This window comes from Kutzneria chonburiensis, from assembly GCF_028622115.1.
Lineage (GTDB): Bacteria > Actinomycetota > Actinomycetes > Mycobacteriales > Pseudonocardiaceae > Kutzneria > Kutzneria chonburiensis.
This window is the reverse complement of sequence record NZ_CP097263.1, coordinates 8,619,912-8,642,026: the sequence shown is the minus strand read 5'-3', so window position 1 is coordinate 8,642,026 and position 22,115 is coordinate 8,619,912. Positions and strand designations below refer to the sequence as shown.

General features: G+C 70.0%; 21 protein-coding genes and 1 tRNA gene. 9 read left to right on the top strand and 13 right to left on the bottom strand.

Annotated features, from left to right (window positions below):
• Window positions 1-7: 7 nt before the first annotated feature.
• The 4 genes from M3Q35_RS40355 to M3Q35_RS40340 form a co-directional block, all read right to left on the bottom strand.
• Window positions 8-1,798, bottom strand: coding sequence for a carbohydrate-binding protein (locus tag M3Q35_RS40355; protein WP_273937825.1), 1,791 nt, complete (start codon window positions 1,796-1,798; stop codon window positions 8-10).
• A 443-nt stretch (window positions 1,799-2,241) separates the two neighbouring features.
• Window positions 2,242-2,314, bottom strand: a tRNA-Ala gene (locus tag M3Q35_RS40350).
• Between the two features lie 171 nt (window positions 2,315-2,485).
• Entirely contained in the window at window positions 2,486-3,268 is a 783-nt protein-coding gene (locus M3Q35_RS40345) for a DsbA family protein (RefSeq protein ID WP_273937824.1), read from the bottom strand.
• Between the two features lie 73 nt (window positions 3,269-3,341).
• Entirely contained in the window at window positions 3,342-4,259 is a 918-nt protein-coding gene (locus M3Q35_RS40340; RefSeq protein WP_273937823.1) for an alpha/beta hydrolase, read from the bottom strand.
• A 68-nt stretch (window positions 4,260-4,327) separates the two neighbouring features.
• Here M3Q35_RS40340 and M3Q35_RS40335 point away from each other — a divergent pair, with 68 nt between their 5' ends.
• The 5 genes from M3Q35_RS40335 to M3Q35_RS40315 all read left to right on the top strand — a co-directional run bounded on the left by M3Q35_RS40335 (window position 4,328) and on the right by M3Q35_RS40315 (window position 9,891).
• The gene (locus M3Q35_RS40335) at window positions 4,328-5,050 is read left to right on the top strand and encodes a VIT1/CCC1 transporter family protein (protein WP_273937822.1); all 723 of its coding nucleotides are present in this window, start codon (window positions 4,328-4,330) and stop codon (window positions 5,048-5,050) included.
• A gap of 4 nt (window positions 5,051-5,054) precedes the next feature.
• Window positions 5,055-7,418 carry an ATP-dependent helicase HrpB gene (gene hrpB / locus M3Q35_RS40330; protein ID WP_273937821.1) on the top strand — a complete coding sequence of 788 codons (2,364 nt, stop codon included), beginning with the start codon at window positions 5,055-5,057 and terminating at the stop codon, window positions 7,416-7,418.
• Between the two features lie 18 nt (window positions 7,419-7,436).
• Window positions 7,437-7,937, top strand: a complete 501-nt coding sequence (locus tag M3Q35_RS40325; RefSeq protein WP_273937820.1) for a DUF2127 domain-containing protein — start codon at window positions 7,437-7,439, stop codon at window positions 7,935-7,937.
• A gap of 150 nt (window positions 7,938-8,087) precedes the next feature.
• A complete protein-coding gene (locus tag M3Q35_RS40320) occupies window positions 8,088-8,912 on the top strand; it encodes a glutamate ABC transporter substrate-binding protein (protein WP_379794617.1) in 825 nt (274 codons plus the stop codon).
• 10 nt (window positions 8,913-8,922) lie between these two features.
• Complete coding sequence (locus tag M3Q35_RS40315; RefSeq protein WP_273937818.1) at window positions 8,923-9,891, top strand: NAD(P)-dependent oxidoreductase; 969 nt, start codon at window positions 8,923-8,925, stop codon at window positions 9,889-9,891.
• Here M3Q35_RS40315 and M3Q35_RS40310 read toward each other — a convergent pair.
• On the bottom strand, window positions 9,859-11,352 hold the full coding sequence (locus tag M3Q35_RS40310; RefSeq protein WP_446685283.1) for a glycosyltransferase family 39 protein: 1,494 nt from the start codon (window positions 11,350-11,352) through the stop codon (window positions 9,859-9,861). The genes M3Q35_RS40315 and M3Q35_RS40310 overlap by 33 nt on opposite strands.
• 111 nt (window positions 11,353-11,463) lie before the next feature.
• Between M3Q35_RS40310 and M3Q35_RS40305 the strand changes: the two genes are divergently transcribed.
• Together M3Q35_RS40305 and M3Q35_RS40300 are read left to right on the top strand one after the other, a co-directional pair.
• On the top strand, window positions 11,464-12,660 hold the full coding sequence (locus tag M3Q35_RS40305) for a sensor histidine kinase (protein WP_273937816.1): 1,197 nt from the start codon (window positions 11,464-11,466) through the stop codon (window positions 12,658-12,660).
• A complete protein-coding gene (locus M3Q35_RS40300) occupies window positions 12,650-13,312 on the top strand; it encodes a response regulator (RefSeq protein WP_273937815.1) in 663 nt (220 codons plus the stop codon). Before M3Q35_RS40305 ends, M3Q35_RS40300 begins: the two co-directional genes overlap by 11 nt.
• On the opposite strand, the gene M3Q35_RS40295 is transcribed toward M3Q35_RS40300, so the two are convergent.
• A complete protein-coding gene (locus tag M3Q35_RS40295) occupies window positions 13,309-14,901 on the bottom strand; it encodes an ABC transporter permease (RefSeq protein WP_273937814.1) in 1,593 nt (530 codons plus the stop codon). The two genes, M3Q35_RS40300 and M3Q35_RS40295, sit on opposite strands and share 4 nt — an antisense overlap.
• Window positions 14,898-15,785: an ABC transporter ATP-binding protein gene (locus tag M3Q35_RS40290; RefSeq protein ID WP_273937813.1), complete on the bottom strand. Its 888-nt coding sequence runs from the start codon at window positions 15,783-15,785 to the stop codon at window positions 14,898-14,900. The genes M3Q35_RS40295 and M3Q35_RS40290 overlap by 4 nt, the downstream gene beginning before the upstream one ends.
• A 69-nt stretch (window positions 15,786-15,854) precedes the next feature.
• On the opposite strand from M3Q35_RS40290, the gene M3Q35_RS40285 reads away from it, so the two are divergent.
• Window positions 15,855-16,325 carry a GbsR/MarR family transcriptional regulator gene (locus tag M3Q35_RS40285; RefSeq protein ID WP_273937812.1) on the top strand — a complete coding sequence of 157 codons (471 nt, stop codon included), beginning with the start codon at window positions 15,855-15,857 and terminating at the stop codon, window positions 16,323-16,325.
• An 8-nt stretch (window positions 16,326-16,333) separates the two neighbouring features.
• Here the strand turns inward: M3Q35_RS40285 and M3Q35_RS40280 are convergent, their stop codons facing one another.
• Complete coding sequence (locus M3Q35_RS40280; RefSeq protein ID WP_273937811.1) at window positions 16,334-16,585, bottom strand: hypothetical protein; 252 nt, start codon at window positions 16,583-16,585, stop codon at window positions 16,334-16,336.
• Between M3Q35_RS40280 and M3Q35_RS48655 the strand changes: the two genes are divergently transcribed.
• Complete coding sequence (locus M3Q35_RS48655) at window positions 16,541-16,825, top strand: DUF3761 domain-containing protein (protein ID WP_337960647.1); 285 nt, start codon at window positions 16,541-16,543, stop codon at window positions 16,823-16,825. The genes M3Q35_RS40280 and M3Q35_RS48655 overlap by 45 nt on opposite strands.
• A gap of 159 nt (window positions 16,826-16,984) precedes the next feature.
• Here the strand turns inward: M3Q35_RS48655 and M3Q35_RS40270 are convergent, their stop codons facing one another.
• The 5 genes from M3Q35_RS40270 to M3Q35_RS40250 form a co-directional block, all read right to left on the bottom strand.
• Window positions 16,985-17,464, bottom strand: coding sequence for a DUF309 domain-containing protein (locus M3Q35_RS40270; RefSeq protein WP_273937810.1), 480 nt, complete (start codon window positions 17,462-17,464; stop codon window positions 16,985-16,987).
• Window positions 17,465-17,476: 12 nt separating this feature from the next.
• The gene (locus M3Q35_RS40265) at window positions 17,477-18,769 is read right to left on the bottom strand and encodes an ABC transporter permease (protein WP_273937809.1); all 1,293 of its coding nucleotides are present in this window, start codon (window positions 18,767-18,769) and stop codon (window positions 17,477-17,479) included.
• Window positions 18,766-19,455 carry an ABC transporter ATP-binding protein gene (locus M3Q35_RS40260; protein ID WP_273937808.1) on the bottom strand — a complete coding sequence of 230 codons (690 nt, stop codon included), beginning with the start codon at window positions 19,453-19,455 and terminating at the stop codon, window positions 18,766-18,768. Before M3Q35_RS40260 ends, M3Q35_RS40265 begins: the two co-directional genes overlap by 4 nt.
• Window positions 19,452-20,423, bottom strand: coding sequence for an efflux RND transporter periplasmic adaptor subunit (locus tag M3Q35_RS40255; protein ID WP_273937807.1), 972 nt, complete (start codon window positions 20,421-20,423; stop codon window positions 19,452-19,454). The genes M3Q35_RS40260 and M3Q35_RS40255 overlap by 4 nt, the downstream gene beginning before the upstream one ends.
• A 90-nt stretch (window positions 20,424-20,513) precedes the next feature.
• Window positions 20,514-22,094 (bottom strand): FMN-binding glutamate synthase family protein, encoded by a 1,581-nt coding sequence (locus M3Q35_RS40250; RefSeq protein ID WP_273937806.1) that lies wholly within the window; start codon window positions 22,092-22,094, stop codon window positions 20,514-20,516.
• Between the last annotated feature and the right edge of the window lie 21 nt (window positions 22,095-22,115).

Genomic DNA, 22,115 nt, shown 5'->3' with positions numbered 1-22,115 from the left:
CGCTCCCTCAGTGTCCGAAGTCGAACCAGTTGATGCTGACGAACGGAGCGGACTGGCCGCTGCTGAACGTCAGGAACACGTCGTGCGTGCCCGTCGTGCCGGCGATGTTGGCCGGCACCGTCCGCCAGCTCTGCCAGCCGCCGGTGGCGGCCACCGAGAAGCTGCCGATCGGCGGGGTGGACGCGCTGTCCAGGTGCACCTCGACCAAGCCGCTGACGCCGGCCGCGGCGCCGCTGGCGACCCGGCCGTAGAACTGCGTCGCCGCGGTCGCGCCGAAGGTGACTCCCTTGTAGTACAACCACATTCCCGCGGTCGCGCCGGCGAGGTCCTGGCCGCCGCCGGTGTCGCTGGTGGCTTCCGGCGTCGGCCCGGTGACCAGGTCGGCCGACTCGGCCTGGATCTGGCCGTAGGCGTCCCGGTTGCCCGGCGGTGGCGGCGGACCGGTGGTGGTCGTCGGGGGCGTGGTCGGGGAGCAGGCGCCGTAGACCTGGAACTCCCACAGCGAATAGCCGTAGGGGGTGGCCCGCTGCGTGCCGTACATCCGGACGTAGCGGCCGGTGGCCGTCACCGCGAGGTCCTCGACCCCGCCCGCGCCGGCCGCGGTGCTGTACGCCGTCGTCCAGTTCACGTTGTCGGCGGAGACCTGTAGGGCGTAGGCCGTCGCGTAGGCCGCTTCCCAGCTGAGCTTCACCCTGGTGATCGGCTGCACCGAGCCGAGGTCCACGGTGAGCCACTGTGGATCGCTGAACGCGCTGGACCACCGGGTGGCGAGGTTGCCGTCGACCGCGTACTGCGGCCCGAGATCGGCGGCCTCCACGGCCGACGAGGTCGCGGTTTTCCCCTGTGAGACAAGCGGTCCGCACGTCGGCGGCGGTGGGGGCGGCGGAACGCCACCGTTGCGCTGGGTGATGCTGACGTAGTCGACGACCATGGGATGGCCGGGCGCGGTGTTGCCGTCCGGGCCGCCGCCGAGCACGGCCGGGAACTGCCCGCCCATCGCCACGTTGAGGATCATGAAGAAGCCGTGGTTGGTGGCGGCCGCCCAGGTGCCGGCGTCGACCTGGTTGGACCGGACGGTGTGGAAGTTGACGCCGTCCAGGTAGAACCGCATCTGCTCGGGGCTGGTGCTGCGGTCCCACTCCAGCGCGTAGGTGTGGAAGCCGCCCTGGCAGGTGGCGCCGGCGCAGGCCAGTTGGCCGCCGATGCCGGTGGTCTCGTTGCAGGGGCCGCCGGGGCTGGTGCCGCAGTGCATGGTGGCCCAGTTGTTGTTGATGCCCTGGACGTTCTCCATGATGTCCAGCTCGCCGATGCCGGGCCAGTTCCACCAGTTGCCCCGGTAGGGCGCGCCGAGCAGCCAGAACGCCGGCCAGTAGCCGCGCGCCGCCGCGCCGGTGACGTTCGGCATCTGGATGCGCGCCTCGGCCCGCAGCGTGCCGCCGGCCGGGGCCTGGAAGTCCGAGCGCCTGGTCTCGATCCGGCCGGACGTCCAGTTGCCGGCGCCGTCCCGCTGCGGGGTGATCCGCAGGTTGCCGTTGCCGTCCAGCGCGACGTTGTTCGTGCTGGCGGTCATCGACTCGACCTCGCCGGTGCCGAAGTTGGCCGGCCCACCGGGATAGCTGGTGCCGGTGGTGTACTGCCAGTTCGCGCCGTCGACGCCGGATCCCGCCGGACCCGTGAAGTCGTCGGCGAACAGCGTCGTCCAGCCCGTCGGTGGCGGCGGGACGGCCGCGAAGGTGGTCAGTGGCAGCGCGATCAGTGCCGCGGCCGCGGCGAGCAGGGGTAGTCGTCGGTGAGCCACGTCGGACCTCCTCGTTGAGGCCGAGGCGCGAGGATGCACCACGGCGGTGACGTGGTGCGCGGCGGCGCGACTACTATGAGAGCGCTCTCACAGGTTCGTGTCAAGGGCGCAGGGCCGGTTCCCTGGAGGCGGGGACCCGGCCTCTCGCGGGTGAGATGGTCACGAGTACCAGCTGGCGACCGTCGTCGTGGTGGTGCTGATGGATAGGCAATACCGGCCCGGCCGTCGAACGTGTCAGCGGCTGTAGGCGGATGACGAAGAATCCCCGAGTGGGTGACATAGATCTGGAGCAGAATCCTGACCCTGTTTCACCGGAATCGGGGGCCGTGCTCCAGTTCTGCTCCAGAACGGCGTGCAACCGTCCACTCGGGACGGAAAACGAAGACCGCCCCCAGTCCCGGGATTCCCAGGTCAGGGGGCGTATCAGAAACTGCATTTAATTGTGGAGCTGAGGGGACTCGAACCCCTGACCCTCACACTGCCAGTGTGATGCGCTACCAGCTGCGCCACAGCCCCGAACCGAGATTTGGAACCCGGGTTGGTAGGTCCCGCATCTCGTAGGGCAAACACTACACGACGGGGGTGGGGGAAGTGAAATCGGGGGGTGGAGATTGGGGTTTGCGCTGGTCAGGAACGTGAACGGCCCGGCACGCGGGGAGCGTGCCGGGCCGGGAGTGGATCACGGGCTCAGGTGTTGAGCAGCTTGTCGAGCCACTGGGGGTCCTGCAGGGCCTTGAGGTCCGTCGAGCCGTTGAGCACGGTGGGAGTGCCCTGGAGGTTGACGGGCGGCCCGGAAGCGGTGGCGACCTGCGCGGTGACGAGGTTGTTGTAAGCCCCGTTGTTGACGTCGGTGGAGAACTGCGCGGCGGTGATGCCCAGGCGCTTACCGAGGGAGATGAGCTGGTCCTTGGTGTAACCGGCCCCGCCTTCCTTGGGCTGCTGGGCATAGAGCGAAGCGTGGAAGTCGGCGAACTTGCCCTGCTTGGCGGCAGCGATGGCGGCATTGGCGGCCAGGAGGGAATAGCCGGGGGGATTGGTGTTGCGGTCGAGGATGTTGAGCAGGTGGTACCGCACCCGGAGCTTGCCGTCGGCGACGGCCTTGGCGATCTGGGCGGCGCTCTGCTTCTCGAGGTCCCCGCAATAGGGGCAGGTGAAGTCCTCGTAGACGTCGATGGTGGCCTTGGCGCTGTCCTGCCCGGCGATCACGGTGCCGTCGTCGCCGACGGTGGCGGTGTACTCGGTGGCGGCCTTGGTGACGGCGATCGAATCGGCGCCGTTGGCCGGCGGCGGGGTGGACGACCGGCTGTTGAGCACGACGCCGACGATCACGGCGACGGCCACCACGATCACGGCGGCGGTGCCGATGATGATGTTGCGCCGGTCGTTGCGCGCGCCGCGGGCGGCGGCGACGGCCCGGGCGGCGTTGGCCTTGTTCCTGTCACGCTTGTTGTTGTTCTGGGCCGCGCCCACGATGAACCGTCCTCCTCGTCGCGGCCGGCCAACCCGGCGGGCCTGGCGAAATGCTACCGACGCACCCTAAGCGCTACCTGAGAAGTCCTTTTCGCAACGCCGACAGGCACTGTTCGAGTGCCTCGGCGGCGGCCGGGATCAGGGGCGCGTAGCTGCCGAAAGAGTGCACCAGATGATCAAATCGGACGGTCTCGACGGGCACACCGGCCGCGGCCAGTCGCCGGCCGTAGGCCTCGGCCTCGTCACGGAGCGGGTCACGCCAGACGGTGGCGATGAAGGCCGGCGGCAGCCCGGACAGGTCGGCGGCCACCGCGGGGAAGAGCGTGGCCGGCGAGTCCTGGACGTGCCCGGCGTAATACCGCAGGAAGGCCTCTATGTCGGCGGTGGAAAGCACCGGCGCGTCGACGTTCTCGGCGCGTGAGGGAAACTCGCCAACGCCGCCGACGGCCGGGTAGAGCAGCAGCTGGAAGCGCAGCGCGGGCCCACCGGCGTCACGGGCGAGCTGGGTGAGCACGGCGGCGAGGTTGCCGCCGGCGCTGTCGCCGGCGACGGCGATCCGCGACGGGTCACCGCCGATCTCACGGGCGTGCGAAGCGACCCACTGCAACACCGCGAAGGAATCGTCGACGGCGGCCGGGAAAGGATGCTCGGGCGCCAACCGATAATCGACCGAAACGACAACGGCCTGCGTGGAACGGCAGATTCGACGGCACAAATCGTCGTGGGTGACCACACTTCCGGTGGACCAGCCGCCACCGTGCAGGAAAACGACCACCGGCAGGTCGACGGCGCCGAGCACGGGCTGGTACACCCGAACGGGCACGGGCACCGTCATGTCGGTCACCTCCCCGACCTGGACCACGGGCTGCATCCGCTGCCAGCGCCGTTGAAGGTCGTCACGGACCTCCACGACGTCGACGCCGGGCCCGGACACCCGGGCCACCGGGAAGGCGGCGATGAACTGCTCGAGTTCGGGATCGATGTGTGGCATACCGCTAAGGCTAGGCAACACTTCGCAAGGCTTTCCTCAGAACCCGGTCAATCCATTACCCTCCGAACGTGACCCAGGTTGACGAAACGGCGCTGAACGAGGTCGGCCACACCCACAACGACGTGTCCGGCGGCTGGCTGCGGCCGGCGGTGTTCGGCGCGATGGACGGCCTGGTGACCAACATCTCACTGGTCGCGGGGGTCGGCGGTGGCGGCGCGAGCGCGCACGTCATCGTGCTGACGGGCATGGCAGGCCTGGTCGCGGGCGCGTTCTCGATGGCCTTGGGCGAATACGCCTCGGTGCAGACGCAGAACGACTCGGTACAGGCCGAGGTGGCGGTCGAGCGCCGGGAGCTGCGGGAGAATCCGGCCGCGGAAAAGGCCGAGCTGGTACAGATGTTCGCCGAAATGGGCCTGTCCGACAAAACCGCCCGCCAGGTGGCGGAGGAAATCCACGCGGACGAGGAATTGGCCGTCCGGGTGCACATCGAGCAGGAGCTCGGCGTCAATCCGAACGACCAGCCGTCCCCGCTGGTGGCGGCGGTCTCGTCCTTCCTGTGCTTCTCGATCGGCGCGCTGTTCCCGCTGCTGCCGTTCCTGTTCGGCTGGGAGCTGCTGCTGGCCGGCCTGGGTGTCGGCGGCGTCGGCCTGTTCGTGGCGGGCGCGCTGGTGGCCCGCTTCACGACCCGCCCGTGGTGGTGGAACGGCCTGCGCCAGCTGCTGTTCGGCGTGGTCGCGGCGGGCGCGACCTACCTGGTCGGCCTGCTGATCGGCGTGTCTGCGGCAGGCTAGCGGGGTGCAACTCCCCGATCTGCCGGTCCGCGCGGTCCTCGACGAGCTGAACGCCGCCCTCGCCCGGCACGGCACGACCGTGTTGGTGGCCCCGCCGGGGACAGGAAAGACGACCTTGGTGCCACTGGCGCTACCAGGGCGGGTGGTGGTTGCGGAGCCGCGACGGCTGGCCGCCCGGGCGGCCGCGGCCCGCATGGCCGAGCTGATCAACGAGCCGGTCGGCCAAACGGTCGGATACGCGGTCCGCGGCGACCGCCGAACGTCGAAGAAGACGCGGATCGAAGTCGTGACGAGCGGCCTGCTGCTGCGGCGCCTGCAACACGACCCTGAACTCACCGGTACAGATGTCGTACTGCTGGACGAGTGCCACGAGCGCCATCTCGACGCGGATCTCCTGCTGGCGCTGCTCCTCGACGCCCGTGAGGGGCTGCGGCCCGATCTCAAGGTCCTGGCCACCAGCGCCACCGTCGCATCCCAACGCCTCGCCCAGATCCTGGGCGCCGACACCCCGGTCATCGAGGCCCACGCCCGCACCTTCCCCATCACCACGACCTACGTACCAGCCGCCCGCAGCGAGCGACCGGAACAGCACGTCGCCAGAACCGTCCACAAAGCACTGTCCGAAGCGGACGGTGACATCCTGGTCTTCCTCCCCGGCGTCCCGGAAATCCGCCGCGTCACCCAGCAACTACCCGGTCTCAACGTCCTCCCCCTGCACGGCCGCCTGGCCACCAAGGCCCAGGACGACGCCCTCCGCCGAACCACGCAACGCCGAATCGTCCTCGCCACGGCCGTCGCGGAATCGAGCCTGACGGTGCCGGGCGTCCGCACGGTCGTCGACGCCGGCCTGGCCCGGTCCCCCAGGGCCGATCACCGCCGCGGCCTCTCCGGCCTGGTCACCACGCGCGTCTCGCAAGCCGTCGCCGATCAGCGCGCCGGCCGCGCCGGGCGGGAGGCCCCCGGCCACGTCTATCGCTGCTGGCCGGAGCACGAGCAGGCGACGCTGCCGCGCTACCCGGAGCCGGAGATCCGCACCGCCGAGCTGACCCGCCTCGCGCTGGAGCTGGCCTGCTGGGGTACCCCGGACGGTAGCAACCTGGCCTGGTGGGACGCACCTCCGCCGGGCGCCCTCGCCGCCGGGCAGACCACGCTCAGGAACCTGGGCGCCCTCGACGACCACGGCGTCACCGACCGCGGCCGCCGCATCGCCGAGCTGGGCCTGCACCCCCGCCTCGGCCGCGCGCTGCTCGACGGCGCGCAGGAGCTCGGCGCGAGGCCGACCGCCGAGGTCGTGGCCCTGCTGGACGACGACTCCGTCACGACATCGAACGACGTGGAGACCGCCATCCGCGCCCTGAGGCGCGACCGGCCGCACAGCTGGCTGCGAGAGGTCGAACGCCTGACGAAGCTGGTCGAGGGACGGGGCGCCAAGGACGACCCCGCGCTCATCGTCGCCCTCGCCCACCCGGAACGCCTGGCGAAAAGGCGTCAGCCGGGCTCGCGGAGCTACCTGATGGCCGGCGGCACGGCGGTCGAGACCGACGGTCCGACCGACAGCGAGTGGCTGGCCGTCGCGGTCGCCGACCGTGAGCCCGGACGCGCCCACGGCCGCGTCCGCCTCGCCGCCCGCGCCGACCAGGAGCTGGCCGAACGCGCCGCCCCGGCCCTGCTGTCCGAGCAGGACGAGGTCACGTGGACCAACGGCGACGTCGTCGCTCGCCGCGTCAGGCGCCTCGGGGCCATCGTCCTCACCGAACGTCCGATCAAGACCCCCGATCCGGAAGGACTACGCAAAGCGCTCACCGACGGCCTGCACCGGGAAGGCACATCCCTGCTCGGCTGGAGCCAGGACGCGACCAGGCAGCGCCAGCGCATGGCCTTCCTGCACACCCACCTCGGCGATCCCTGGCCGGACGTCTCAGATGACGCCATCATCCGGAACGTCGATCTGAGCACCGCCCGCAAGCGCTCGGACCTGGCCCGGATCAGCGCCCAGCACGTGTTGCAGACGATGCTGCCCTGGCCGACCGCCGCCCGTTTCGACGAGCTCGCGCCCGACCGCATCGAGGTGCCGTCCGGCTCCAAGCTCAAGGTCGACTACACCGCCGACGGCCCCGTCCTGCCGGTCAAGGTGCAGGAGACGTTCGGCTGGACCGACACGCCGACGATCGCCGACGGCCGCGTGCCGGTGGTGCTGCACCTGCTCTCTCCGGCCGGCCGCCCGGTGGCGGTCACCGGCGACCTGGCGTCCTTCTGGCGCAACGGGTACCTCCAGGTGCGCTCCGAGCTGCGCGGCCGCTACCCCAAGCACCCCTGGCCGGAAGATCCGGTGACCGCCGTGCCGACTCGCCGGACTAAACCGCGGTGATCGAGGCATCCTGTCGGTGTGACGAACTCGACCACCACCGACAAGCTGTTCAAGGTCGCCATCGCGATCAAGGGCCTCGACGGCCTCGGCCAGCTCGTGCTGGGCATCGTGCTGATCTTCATCCCGCCCACGTTGATCACCGGCCTTGCCAACGACGTGGTGACGCGAGACCTGCTCGGCGACCCGAGCGGCACGCTGTCCACGCACCTGCAGACCGCGGCGCACGACTTCGCCGACGGCAGCAGCCGCGCGTTCGCGATCGGCTACCTGCTGTTGCACGCCGTCATCAAACTCGGCCTGGTAGCGGCGTTGCTACGCAAGGTGCTGCCGCTCTACCCGGTGGCCTGTGTCGTGTTGGGAGCATTTGTCGTCTACGAGATCGTCCGGGCCGTGCACACGCACTCCATCGCGCTGCCGATCTTCGCCGCGATCGACGTAGTGATCATCATCTTGGTCATCCGCGAATACGCCCAGTTGCGCCGCGAACGCGCCGCGGCTGCGACGGATACTCACATGTGAACGTCAACACCGAAGATCACCACGAACTGTCAAGGAACCTGGCGCGTACTGGAGTGTGATGTAGTCCGGCTCTGCCCGATTGGACTTGACGGCCTCGCATTTGTTAGGCAGTGCAGGCCGCCTCGACCTTAAGGGGACCTCAACATGCGCATGCGGGGATCACTACGAGCGACCGCCGCACTCGCCGCGCTGGCCCTGCTCGCCGCATGCGGGACGAGCGGGCCGGCCGACAGCCTCACCGGCGCCGCCGGCCAGGGCAAGCTCACCGTCGGCATCCGGTTCGACCAGCCGGGCATCGGCGAGAAGACGCTGAACGGCCAGTACCAGGGCTTCGACGTGGACGTGGCGAAGTACATCGCCGGCGAGCTGGGCGTGGACCCGGCCAACATCACGTGGAAGGAAGCCCAGCCGGCCGACCGTGAGACCTTGCTCACCACCGGCAAGGTCGACATGGTGGTCGCGGCGTACACGATCAACGACAAGCGCAAGAAGCTGGTCGACTTCGCCGGCCCGTACTTCACCGTCGGGCAGGACCTGCTGGTGCGGCTGAGCGACAACTCGATCGACGGTCCGCAGTCGCTCAACGGCCGCAAACTCTGCTCGGTCGCCGGCTCCACGTCGGCCCAGCAGGTGAAGGACAAGTTCGCCAAGAACACCAACCTGGTGGAGTACGGCCGTTACTCCGACTGCGTCACCGCGCTGCTGGCCGGCCTGGTCGACGCGGTCACCACCGACGACGTGATCCTGGCCGGCTACGCCGCGCAGAACCCGGAGCTGCTGCGGGTGGTCGGCAAGCCGTTCACCAAGGACTCGTACGGCATCGGGCTGCGCAAGGGCGACTCGGCCGGCCGCGAGAAGGTCGACGCGGCGCTGCAGAAGATGATCTCCACCGGGGCCTGGCGGTCGGCCCTGCAGTCCAACGTGGGCAGCTCCGGCTACCAGATGCCCTCGCCGCCGGCCATCACCGAGCGCTAGCTTTGGCGGTATGCGACTGCTGATCGGCTACGAGGACTACCCGCTCGACCCGCTCCGCGCCCTGCTGCCGGGCTGGGAGGTGTTCCAGTCCTCGCCGGCCGGCTTCGCCGAGATGGCCGACGGCATGGACGTGGTCACGCCGATCGCGGCCAAGGTGGACGCGAACCTGTTGGGCAAGGCCACTTTCGGCTTCGTGCAGCAGTTCGGCGTCGGCTTGGAGACGGTCGACGTGGCGGCCGCGACCGAGGCCGGCGTGTGGGTGGCGAACTTGCCCGGCGACGTCACCGGCAACGCGGATGCCGTGGCCGAGCAGGCGATCCTGCTCACGCTGGCCCTCGGCCGGCAGCTTGACGCGGCGCGGCAGACGCTGCGCGAGCGCAAGTGGGCGCAGCCGGCCGGTCGGTCGTTGTCCGGCAGCACCGTGGCGATCATCGGGCTGGGCGCGATCGGCCTGGCGACGGCGAAGCGGTTGGCCGGCTTCGGGGTTCGGCAGCTGGCCGTGCGGGCGCGGGCCGAGCTCGGCGGGCCGCCGGAGGTGGCGAAGGTCGTCGGCGTCGACCGGCTGGCCGAGGTGCTGGCCGAGGCCGACGTGGTGATCAGCGCCCTGACCTTCGGCGAGCACAACCGGAACTTCTTCGACGCCAACGCCTTCGCCGCGATGAAGCCCGGCGCGCTGTTCGTGAACGTCGCCCGCGGCGGCCTGGTCGACGAAGCAGCTTTGTTGGCAGCGCTGGATTCCGGGCACATCGCCGGGGCCGGGCTCGACGTGCTGGCCGTCGAGCCGGCGGACCCGGCCGATCCGTTGGTCAACCACCCCAGGGTGATCGCCACGCCGCACGTCGGCGGCGTGACCCAGCAGGTGCTGTTCAACTCGATGGTCGCCCTGACCGACAACGTCAAGCGGTACGCGGCCGGCGAGCCTCTACTGTGGACGGTGAACCAGCCGTCACAGGTTGCGCAGCGCCGGCCACAGGGCTGACCACGGCTGCGTCCGGTTGGTGGCCAGGTAGATCGGCGCGCCCTGGTAGCCGTTGTGCACGCCGAGCTTGTTGTCCACAGTGGCCACTTTGGTGACAGTGCCGAAGTTCGCCCGGATCTTGTCGGCGTTGTTGTCGCCGATGTAGAGGACGTTGGTCGCGCTCTCCGGCGGGGCCCCGAAGTACCAGTAGCCGCGGTTCGGGCTGTACGGCGTGGGCAGGCCGCGTTCGGGGCCGTACAAGGACATCGCGCTGGCCGACCAGTAGGCATCGCCGACGATCGCCGTATGGGCGCGGACATTGTCGGGCAGCGCCCGGTAGGCGGCGGCGACCTCGTCGGCCATCTGCGGCCAGCCGACGCTCTCGAAGTCGACGAAGTCGGAGTACTCATCGCCGGCCCGCAACGACTCCACCGGCCGGATGGGCAGCGCCAAAGCCACGAAGGCCACCGAGACGATGAACGCCGGCCAGGCCACCCAGGGCAGCCACCGCCGCCGGCCGTCCAGGCCGACCGCGCCGAACGCCCACAGCACCGGCAGGATGCCGCCGGCGTAGTACGGCCGGCCGCCGGTGGCGATGAACACGACAATCAGGCCGATGGCCGTGATGCCGAGAAACCTGAACTCCCGCAGGCGAAGCGTGCGCACCAGCCCGTACACGGCCAGCGGGACGCCGACGAGTCCGGTGTAGAGCGCCAGGACCAGCAGGAAGCCGCCAGGGCCGCCGATCGTGGCCCGTACCTCGTCGGCGATCGCCCCGCTCATCTGGAGTTGCGGCCAGCCGTTGTGGGCCTGCCACAGCAGCTGCGGTGCCGAGGTCAGCACCGCGATAGCCGCGCCCAGCCACAACATCTTGCTACGCAACAGATCCCGTGGACCGGCGATCAAGATGGCCACGCCGGCGATCACCCAGAAGAACACGATCAGCCACTTCACCTGCAACGACACCGCCGTGACAACGCCGGCCCACAGCAGCAGTTTGTCGTCCCGCAGCCGAACCCAGCGCACGACCAGCCACGTGATCACGGTCCACAGGAACGGGTCCACAGTGGACGTGGCCAGCAGATGGCCGCCGCCGGCCAGAAACGGCGCGACGGCGTAGCTGCCGGCGGCGATGACCTGGGCCCGCCGGCTGCCTCCGAGATCACGGGCGATCAGCGCCGCCACGAACACCCCGGCCACCGTGACCAGCATCGCCGGGATTCGCAGCGCCACCAACGATCCCGGCGCGACCGTGTCGGCGATCAGCGCCAGCAGCGGCACCAGTGGCGGCTGGTCGGCGTAGCCCCAGTCGAGATGGTGCCCGGCGGCGACGAAGTACAGCTCGTCGCCGAAATACCCGTAGCGCCAACTGGTCGCCAGCAAGGCGACGCCCAACAGGCCGGCAATGATCGCGACCGGCCGCGCGGCGATGTCCACAGCCCTGCTGGGCACCGCGAAAGTTGTCTCCCCCATGGCCTCCATCCAACCTGGACGGTCGCCGCCCGGGACAGCCCGGAAAGTGCTCGGGGCATGCGACTTTCGTAGGTGCCCTGGCGACCAAAGGCGGATTGTCCGAGTGGGTATGGTCGGGAGGTGACCCGACCGCGGTGGCGCGACGCCTTCTTCCTGCTGTCGCCGTTCGCCACCGTGCTCGCGGTCATGATCGCGATCTGGATCGGCTACGGCCCGCCCACGACGTTCTACGAGTGGACGCAGACGATCGTCCAGCTGGTGCCGGCGATCGCGTTGCTGTGGCACCGCAAGGCGCCGCTGGCCATCCTGGCGCTGTGCGCGGTCTGCGCCGTCGCCATGACGGTGTCGGCCTACACCGACCCCCAGCTGTTCATCGGTGACGTGCGCTACGACACCCAGTTCGTGCCGCTGGCCACGCCGTTCGCGATGGGCATTGCGTTCAAGCGGATCCCCCGGTCGCGGCGGATGTGGTTGTGCTCGGCGGTGCTGATCGTGATCTCCGTCCGGGCCTGGGCCCCCACGTTCACCATGTTCACCAGCGGCCTGCTGTTCACCGTCTTTCCGGCGCTGTTCGGGCTGTACATCGGCAACCGGTTGTCGCTGATCGAGGCATTGACCGAGCGGGCCGAACGGGCCGAACGCGAGCAGGAGCTGCTGGCCGAGCAGGCCCGCGCCGACGAGCGGGTGCGGCTGGCCGGCGAGATGCACGACGTGGTCACCCACCGCGTGAGCCTGATGGTGTTGCAGGCCGGGGCGTTGCGGATCACCGCGCCCGACGATGCGACCCGGACCGCGGCCGAGGAGCTGCGGGAGGCCGGCTGCCAGGCGTTGGCGGAGCTGCGCGACCTGGTCGGCGTGCTCAGAACTCACAGCGACTCCGACGAGGAGCCCACCGACGCGGTCCGACTGCCCGACCTGGCCGAGCTGGTCACGGAGTCGCAGGGCGTGGGCATGACCGTGGAGCTGATCGTCGACGGCAATCCGCTGCTGACCGCGCCGGTCGTCGGCCGCACGGCGTACCGGGTCGTGCAGGAGGCGCTGACCAACGTCCGCAAGCACGCGCCGGGCGCGAAAACCCGGGTCCACGTGCGCTACGGGGCCGATCGCGTGCGACTCACCGTGCGTAACGGCCCACCCCGCGAGACCATCGACCGCGAGCTCGGCGACAGCGGTTCCGGCACCGGACTGCTGGGGCTCAAGCAGCGCGTCGAGCTGGTCAGCGGTCGTTTCACCTCGGCCGCGCGGCCCGACGGCGGCTTCGAGGTCGATGCGATACTGCCCGCGTTCGTACCGACAGCGGAGAGTCATGGCGACTGACGAGATCACGGTTCTGGTCGTGGACGACGAGCCGATGGTGTGCGCGCACCTGCGCACCATCCTCGGCTCGGCGCCGGACATCACCGTCGTGGCCGCGGCCCACGACGGCGCCGCCGCGGTCGAGGAAGTCGTCCGGCACCAGCCGCGGGTCGTGTTGATGGACCTGCGGATGCCCGGTGTCGACGGCCTCACCGCGATCGAGCGCATCGCCGGACTGCCATCACCACCGACCGTGGTGGCGTTGACCACCTTCGACGCCGACCAGTACGTCATCCGCGCTTTGCGGGCCGGCGCCGCCGGTTTCCTGCTCAAGTCGACGCCGCCCGAGGACCTGATCAGCCTCGTGCGCGTGGCCGCCGACGGGCACACCGTGCTGTCCCCCGCCGCCACCCGACGGCTCGTCGCCGCCTCGGCCACCGAGCAGGCCGCCCGCGACAAGGCATCGTCGCTGGTCGCGGACCTGACCGAGCGGGAGATCGATGTGTTGACCTGCCTCGGCGAAGGCCTGTCCAACGCCCAGATCGCCACCCGGCTGCACCTGTCCGAGGCCACCGTGAAGGGCTACGTGTCCCGCATGCTGGTGAAGCTGGACTGCGCCAACCGCACTCAGATCGGCCTGCTGGCCTACGACGCCGGCCTGGTCACCCGCTAACCCACGTCGCGCCGCCGGAAACCGGCCAGGCCGGCCACGGTCAACGCGGCCGTCACGACCACGAGCCAGATCAGCGGCGTGGCGGTGAAGGTGCCGCCGGGCAGCTTGGGCAGGTGCGTGAACGGGGAGATGTCGAGCGCCCACTGGCCGAGTTGGAACAGCGAGCCGAGCTGGCCGAGCAACAGGAACACGACGAGCGCGACCCAGGCCAACGAGGTGAAGCGGGGCAGCAGGCCGAACAGGGCGGCGGCGATGCCGGCGAGGACCCAGACGGCCGGGACCTGGACCATGGCGGCGCCGAGCAGGCGGGGCAGTTGCGTTCCGATGTCGCCCTGGCTCAGGCCGACGGCCGCCCCGATGGCCGCGCCGGCAAGCGCGAGGAGGAAAGCGCTGCCCAGCATGGCGAAGACCAAATGGCTTGCCGCCCAACGGAGTCGAGCCACGGAACCGGCCAGCACGGGCTCGGCCCGCGACGCCGACTCCTCGGACCGCAGCCGCAGCGTCGCCTGGATGGCGTACACCGAAACCGCGAGGGCGATCACGTCCAGTATCGCGGCCATGAATGAGTCCACAATGGACTGCTGGCCGCCGATCTGTTGCAGCGCCTGGGCAACCTGCGGACTGCTGTCCAGGATGCTCTTCAGGCTCTGGGAGATCCCGCCCAGCGCGCCGGCCATCACCACGATGCCGGCGGCCCAGCCGATCAGGATGCCGCGTTGCAGCCGCCAGGCCAGGCCGAAAGTGCCGAACCGCCCCTGGGGACGGCCGGCCCGCTCGGGTACCAAGCCGGCACCGATGTCCCTACGGCCGACCAGGGCGTAGGCGATACCAAGCAGCACAACGGAAATCGCCGCGTACAGGCCCAGCACCCAGAACCGCTCGCCCGCGAACGGACGCATCTGCTGCGACCAACCGATCGGGCTGAGCCAGGACAGCCAGCGCGGGCCGTCCTCGGCCGAGGAGTCGCCGGCGGCGCGCAACAGGTAGGCCGCGCCGATCACGACCCCGCCGGTTCCGTTGGCCGCACGGGAACTCGAGCTCACCTGCACGGCGACGGCCGTGACGGCGGCGAAGAACCAGACGCAGCCGCCGATGCCCAGACCCATCGCGAACGACCCGGCCGCCGGAAGTCCTTGTGCCGCAAGGGCAAGCCCGATCAGCAACGCGTACACCAGGCCGGCCCCGAAAACCACGATCAGGGTCGCGGTCAGCTTGGCGTGCCGGCCGACGACGCCGGCCCCGAGCAGCTCGTGCCGCCCGGTCTCCTCGTCGGCCCGCGTGTGCCGGACGGTCATGAACACGGCCATCAGCCCGACCAGGACGCAGGCGACCGCGCCGTACTTCCACTCGGTCATGCCGCCGACGGTGTCCAGGCCCTGGGCCGGACCGCTCAACGCCAGCACCGACGGGTTGGTCGCGATCGTCGCCGCGAACTCCTGCCGTGACTGTACCGTCGGGTACAGCTGGGCGAAGCTGGACGCGGTCGCGGCGACGATGCCGGTGATGACCAGCAGCCACACCGGCAGCTGGATCCGCTCCCGGCGCAGCACCAGCCGCACCAGGGAACCCGTGCCCACCAACGTGTTCACGCGCTCACCTCGTAGTGCCGCAGGAACAGCTGCTCCAGCGTCGGCGGCTGGCTGATCAGGCTGCGCACACCGAACTCGGTCAGCTTGCGCAGCACGGCATCCAGCTCGGCGGTGTCCACCTCGAACTGAACCTTGTTGCCCTGGGCCGAATAGTCGTGCACGCCGGTCATGGTGTCCACACCGGACAGTGGCGAGGCCAGCTCGGCCGTGATCGACGTACGGGTCAGATGCCGGAGCTCGGCCAGCGTGCCGGACTCGACGGTCCTGCCGCTGCGGATGATGCTCACCCGGTCACACAGTGCCTCGACCTCGGCCAGCACGTGGCTGGACAGCAACACCGTCCGGCCGTCCTGGCGTTCGCGGGCGATGCAGTCCCGGAACACCTCTTCCATCAACGGATCCAGGCCGGAGGTCGGCTCGTCCAGGATGAGCAGCTCCACGTCGGACGCGAGCGCGGCGACCAGCGCGACCTTCTGCCGGTTGCCCTTGGAGTAGGTCCGCCCCTTCTTGGTCGGGTCCAGGTCGAAGCGCTCCAGCAAGTCCTTGCGGCGCTTGGGATCGAGACCGCCACGCAGCCGGCCGAGCAGGTCGATTACCTCGCCCCCGGACAGCGTCGGCCAGAGCGTGACATCGCCCGGCACGTAGGCCAGGCGGCGGTGCAGCTCGGTCGCGTCCCGCCAGGGGTCGCCGCCGAGCAGCTCGGCGCGGCCGCCGTCGGCGCGCAGCAGGCCGAGCAGGACACGGATGGTGGTGGACTTCCCGGCGCCGTTCGGGCCCAGGAAACCGTGGACCTCGCCGGTGTGCACGGTGAGGTCGAGTCCGTCGAGCGCCTGGGTGCGGCCGAACGCCTTGCGCAGGCCGGACACCGAGATGGCGGTGGTCATGCCGTCAAGCTACACTCATTTCACAAATTCGTGAAGGTAGTGAACCCGACAGGGTGAGAGGATGGCCGAGTGACCGAGCGTGACGCCGAGGCCGTATCGAAGTTCATCGAGCGATTCGCCCTGGTGCTGGCCGAATCCGGGGTGCCGCGGATGCCGGCCCGGGTCTTCGTCGGCCTGCTCGCGTCCGAGAACGGCCAGCTCACCGCCGGTGAGCTGGCCGAACTGCTGTCGGTGAGCCCGGCCGCCGTCTCCGGCGCCGTGCGCTACCTCACCCAGGTGCACCTGGTCGTGCGTGAGCGCGAGCCCGGCTCCAAGCGTGATCACTACCGGGTCCGCGGTGACAGCTGGTACGAGTCGGCGATGAACCGCGAGCGCCTGCTCACGCTGTGGTCCGAGGCGCTGCTGGAAGGTGTCGACGCGGTCGGCCCGAAGACCGACGCCGGCGAGCGGCTGCGCGAGTCGGTGGAGTTCTTCGAGTTCCTGCGGGTCGAGATCCCCTTGGTCCTCGAACGCTGGCGGTCACGTAACGCAACGAACTAGCCCGGCGATCATGCGGTGGTCCACCCCGTCGAGTGGGAGAGGCCACCCCGGATGTCACGTCTTCTCGCCGTTGTCGGCGCCTTCGTGCTCGGCACAGCGCTACTGTCCGGCTGCGACCCGAACCCGCAGGTCACCAATACCGGCAACGGATTCACGACCGACACGTCGACCGTAACGCCGACGACGGTCACGACGACTAGTACCACCGAGACGACATCGAGCACCACCGAGACGACCGTCGCGCCCCCGCCGACGACCACCGTCGCACCGCCACCCCCAGTAACCACGCAGGCCGCCGCGCCGGCTCCGCAGACGCACACCCAGACGGCCTGCGGCGCCGACGAGTACCGCAACGTCGACGGCGTCTGCGTGCACCGCCCGGTCGCCGCGCCCGGTCCCCCGCCGGCGCGACGGCGAAGTGCAAGGACGGCACGTACAGCTTCAGCCAGCACCGGTCGGGCACCTGCTCCGGCCACGGCGGCGTCGCCGTCTGGCTCTGAGACCACACATCAAGCGAGGGGCCAGTTCTCACCCCCAGGAACTGGCCTCTCGCGCCCCTAATGCCCAAGATCAAGGGACCGATCCTGGCGTTGAACGTCAGGAAGGACCCCTTCCCGACGCCGCCGGCAAGATCAAGGGACCGATACTGGCGTTCAACGTCAGTAAGGGGCCCTTCCTGACATGAGTCGCGGCGGATCCGTGTGCACGCCGCCGTCGTCGGCCACCCGCTCGGCCCAGCCGACCAGGCCGGCAATGTCGATTCCGTACGGTTTCTCCCCGCGGTACGGCTCGATGTTGCCGGCCCCTCGGCGCAGCAGGGACATCGCCCCGGCGCGGTTGCCGCGAGCGGCGTGGGTCAGGCCGACGGCCAGCTGGGCCATCCCCCGCCACAGCTGCCGATGCGGCTCGTCGGACGACTTCCAGGCGTCTTCCAGCACCTCGTGGGCGTGGAACGGCCGTCCGACATCGAGCAGGTCCTGGGCCTCGGCAAGCGTTTGCGCCGGTGTGCGGACGATGCCTTCCGGCTGGCGTTCGACGCCGGGGGCGCCGTGCGCGAGCGGCCGGCCGAGCCCGTCGCGCGGACGCGCGTTGCGGGCCCGACCGGCCGCGTCCCGATCCCTTGAGCCGCTTGGATCCATGGGCCGATTCTCTCAGGCCCGCATCACCGTCGCGATGGGAATGCGGGCCGCCCGCAGCGCCGGGATGCTGCCGCCGAGCAGGCCGGCGATCAGCCCGGCGACGACACCGGCGACACCGGCCTGCCACGGGAAGCCCATGTCCCGCAGGAACGCGAACCGGTCGCCCTGGCCGAACATCATCACCGCCACCCGCAGGCCCAGAATCCCCGCTCCGATCGCCAGCACGGACGTGAACAGGCCGGTCAGCAACGTCTCGGCCAGCACGATGCCGGCCAGCAAAAGCCTTGGCGTGCCCAGGGCCCGGCGCAGCGCGAATTCCTCGATGCGTTCGCCGACCGTGGCCAGACCGACGTTGAGAATGCCGGCGACGCCGATGAGCAGCACCAACGCGGCCATGCCGAGGAAGATCCAGCGCATCAGCGCCAGCTGCTTGGCCACACGCTCCTTGGAGTTGATCGGCTGTAGGTGCACCTGGTCGGCCGGCACGCCGGCGGCGACCAGCCGAGCCGTGAGGGTCTGCTGCACCGCCGTGTCGGCCGGGGACAACAGAACCCGCAGCGAGGAGTTCGGGTCGCTCGGCAGCCAGTTGGCCAGCTCGTCGTAGCGGACGTACGCGGCCGGCTGGTATCCGCCGTCGTCGACCACGCCGATGATCTGCGGCGTCGAGTCCACCGGCGCGCCGGTGATCCGCATCTGCGCCGGCACCTTGTAGCGCTCGAACGCCGTTGCCGCCTTCGTGTTGATCACGATGCGCGGGGCCAGCGACGGGGCCGAGGCGAAGTCCAGCCACTGCCCCGATTGCAGCCGATACGGCATGAACTTCCGGACATCGCCGGTCATCGCGGTGAGCGTCAGCTCGATCGCCTTCCCCGGCGGTCCCTGCTCGCCGGGCGCGTCCTGGCTGCACACCCCGTTGGCCGTGCAGTAGTAGCCGCCGCCGTAACCGGGCTGGTCGATCGGGCCGCCGCCCTTGTTGATCGGCGTGACGTTCGGCTCGCCGATGAAGGCCCGGGTCGAGCTCAACGCGACCGCGCTCTTCTTGCCCTGCACGGTATCCAGCACGATCGACGGCGCCTTGTCGTTCTGCGGCAGGTACATCTGGAGCGTGCCGTCGACGCCTTCGTTCAGCTCGACGTCGCCAAGCGCCGCCCGTTCCGCGATCTGCGAACCGGCCTGCACGGCGACCACCGCGAGCACGCCGAGGAACAGGCTGACCATGGACAACAGCGTGCGCAGCTTGCGGGACCGGATGCCCTGCAGGCCGATGATCAGGGCCGAGCGCAGCCGGCCGGACAGTCGGATCATGCCGTCACCGGACCGAGCACGCCGTCGGCCAGGTGCAGCACGCTGCCCATCTTGGCCGCGTGATCACGGTCGTGCGTCACGAGAATCAGGCCGCAGCCCCGATCCGTCGCCGACCGCAGCACCTCGACCACCAGGTTGCCGGTCTCCGCGTCGAGCGCACCGGTCGGCTCGTCGGCCAGGAGGATCTTCGGGTCGCGGACCAGCGCGCGGGCGATGGCCACCCGCTGCTGCTCGCCGCCGGACAGCCGGGCCGGGCGATGCTTGGCCAGGTGGGCGATGCCGACCTGCTCCAGCGCCGCCATCACCTTGGCCCGGCGCTTGCGGCGCGGCAGCCAGCCCTGGCCGTTGACCAGGGCCATCGTCACGTTCTGCGCGGCGGTCAAGTGCTTGAGCAGGAAGAACCGCTGGAACACGAAGCCGAACTCGCTGCTGCGCAGCGAGGCCGCCCTGCGTTCGGACACGCGGGTGATGTCGTTGTCCCGTAACAGATACTGGCCGTTGTCGGGCCGGTCGAACAGGCCGATCAGGGACAGCAGGGTGCTCTTGCCCGAGCCGGACCGGCCGAGCACGGCGACACTCTGTCCACTGTGGAGCGTGAGGTCGACGCCGTTCAGCACGGTTCGCGGTTCTTCCTGGCCCTTAAGGGTTTTCGTCACGCCGGAGAGCCGGATCAGCGGTTCGGTCATCGCGTCGGACCGCCGGCCTGCGGCGGCGCCGGCAAATTCGGGCCCGGCACGGCGATCGTCTCGTCGCCGGTCAGCCCGGACTTGATCTCGATGTTCTTGCCGTCGGTCAGGCCGAGCGTGACGTCCTTGGTCTGGCGGTGGCCGTCCACCACCACGTCCACCTTGCCGGTGCCCTGGCTGCCGGCGACCGCCTCGACCGGCAACACCAGCGCGTCCTTCGTGGTCGCGGTGACCACCTGGAGCGTGGCCGCCACACCGTTGATCATCTTCACGCCGGCCGGGGCCGTGCAGACCAGGCGCAGACCCGTCGGCTCGGACGGCTGCTGCGGTTGCTGGGTGACGCCCGGCGGCAGGAAGGTCGGGCCGGCCGCACCCGACTTCGGCGGCGCCTGGGTGGTCGGCGTCGACGGCGCGGGCGTGCCGGCCGGCAACGCCGCGATGGTGCCGAGGATCGTGCACGGGAACGGCCCGGGGCCGTCCTTGATCTGCGCCTGCACCGTGCCGGTCGCCGCCGCGATCCGGTAGGCCTGCGCGCCGTCGAGATCGGCCACGATGCCGTAGCCGGCGAACTTGGCCGAGGCCGCCGGCATGCCCGCGGTGACGGTCGACTTGTCGTCGACCAGGCGGCCGCTGAACGTCGCGCCGGCCGGGACGTCGACCCGGGTCGACTTGCCGCCGGCCCAGATGTTGGCCACCGGCGTCGGGGCCGTCGGCGTCGCGTCCGGCTGCTTCACGTCCAGGTAGCGCACCTGGCCGTCGACCGGCGCCGCGATGCCGAACACCGGGTCCAGCGCCACCTTCCCGGTCAGGCTGACCTGGTTGCTCAGGTCCTGGTGCGCCGGCTTCACCGTGGTCATCGTCGTGTCGCGGGCGGCGAGGCCCGGCGGCTCCGGCGTTGGCCCGCCCGCTGAGCACGCGGCCGTCAACAGGACGGCCGCGCACACGCCGGCGAGGACAGTTGTCCGCACTGATCCCCCATGGTCGGTTCGACGGAAATAGATCAACCCAACCAGATGACGCTCGCCGAGTGTGACGGGTTGCTCACATTTGCCGGTTCGTCACACCGCGAACCGGTCCGGATCGGCCGCCGCCCAGTCCTCGGCCCAGCCCCGCGGCGGCTCATCCAGCAGCTCACCGGGTCGCAGCCACTCGTAGAGCTCGGCGTACGTGCGAACCGTCACGGGATCCGTTCGGCGGCAGAGCATGTGCGGCCGCAGCTCGTCGGGGCCGTGTACGCCCATCGAGGACATGATCTGCACGGCGCTGCGCACCGTCGACTGCTGGAATCGTTGCACCCGCAGCGACTTGTCCTCGACGTCCAGCGCCCGTGCGCGGCGTGCGTCCTGGGTCGTGACGCCGACCGGGCAGCGGTTGGTGTGGCAGCGCTGCGCCTGGATGCAGCCGACCGCGAACATCATCGCCCGCGCCGCGTTGGTGTAATCGGCCCCTTGCAGCAGGCGTTTCACGATGTCGCTGCCGGTGGCGACCTTGCCGCTGGCGCCGATCCTGATCTTCGTACGGAGGCCGGCGCCGACCAGCGCGTTGTGCACGGTGATCAGGCCTTCGGTCAGCGGCGTGCCGAGGTTGTCGGCGTACTCCAGCGGGGCCGCGCCGGTGCCGCCTTCCGCGCCGTCAACGATGATGAAGTCGGGGGCGGTGCCCTCGGCCAGCATCGCCTTGCACACCGCGAGGAACTGTTGGCGGGATCCCAGGCAGAGCTTGAAACCCGTCGGCTTGCCGCCGGCGAGCTCCCGCATGTGGGCGATGAATCGGACCAGTTCACGCGGCGTGCTGAAGACCCGGTGGTACGGCGGCGAGATCACCGTCCGGCCTAGCGGAACGTCGCGAACCGCGGCGATCTCCTTGTTGACCTTGCTGCCCGGCAGCACGCCGCCGACGCCCGGTTTCGCGCCCTGCGACAGCTTCAGCGACACGCAGCGGACGCTGTCGTGCGCAGCCTTGTCGGCGAACTCCTGTTCGTCGAAGCCGCCGTCCTTGGTGCGGCAGCCGAAGTAGCCGGTGCCGATCTCCCACACCAGGTCGCCACCATGTCGCAGGTGGTAGTCGGACAGGCCGCCTTCGCCGGTGTCATGGGCGAATCCGCCGAGTTCGGCCCCTTTGTTCAGGGCCAGCACCGCGTTGGCCGACAGCGAGCCGAAGCTCATCGCCGACACGTTGAGCAGCGCCATTTCGTACGGTTTCGAGCAGTCCGGGCCACCGATCATGACCTTCGGTGGGGCGTCCGGGACCGGCAGCGGGGCGATCGAGGCCTTGAGGTACTCGTGACCGACGGCGTAGACGTCGCGTTCCGTGCCGAACGGTTCCTCCGCATCCGTGCCCTTGGCCCGTTCGTAGACGATGCTGCGCACGTCCCGGTCGTACGGGCGGCCGTCGAAATTCCGTTCGACGAAGTACTGCTGGAGTTCCGGGCGCAGCGCCTCCAGCAGGAAGCGCAGGTGGCCGAGGACCGGGTAGTTGCGCAGCACCGAGTGTTTGCGCTGGATGAGGTCGTAGGCACCCAGGATCGCCACGGCCAGCAGCGGGACCGTCAGGAACAGCCACCAGGGCGAGAACGCCCCGACCAGCGCCGTCGACGCCAGCGCGACCAGCCACAGCACCGCCACCACCGTGATCCGCACGGGGAAGTCAACACCGATCGG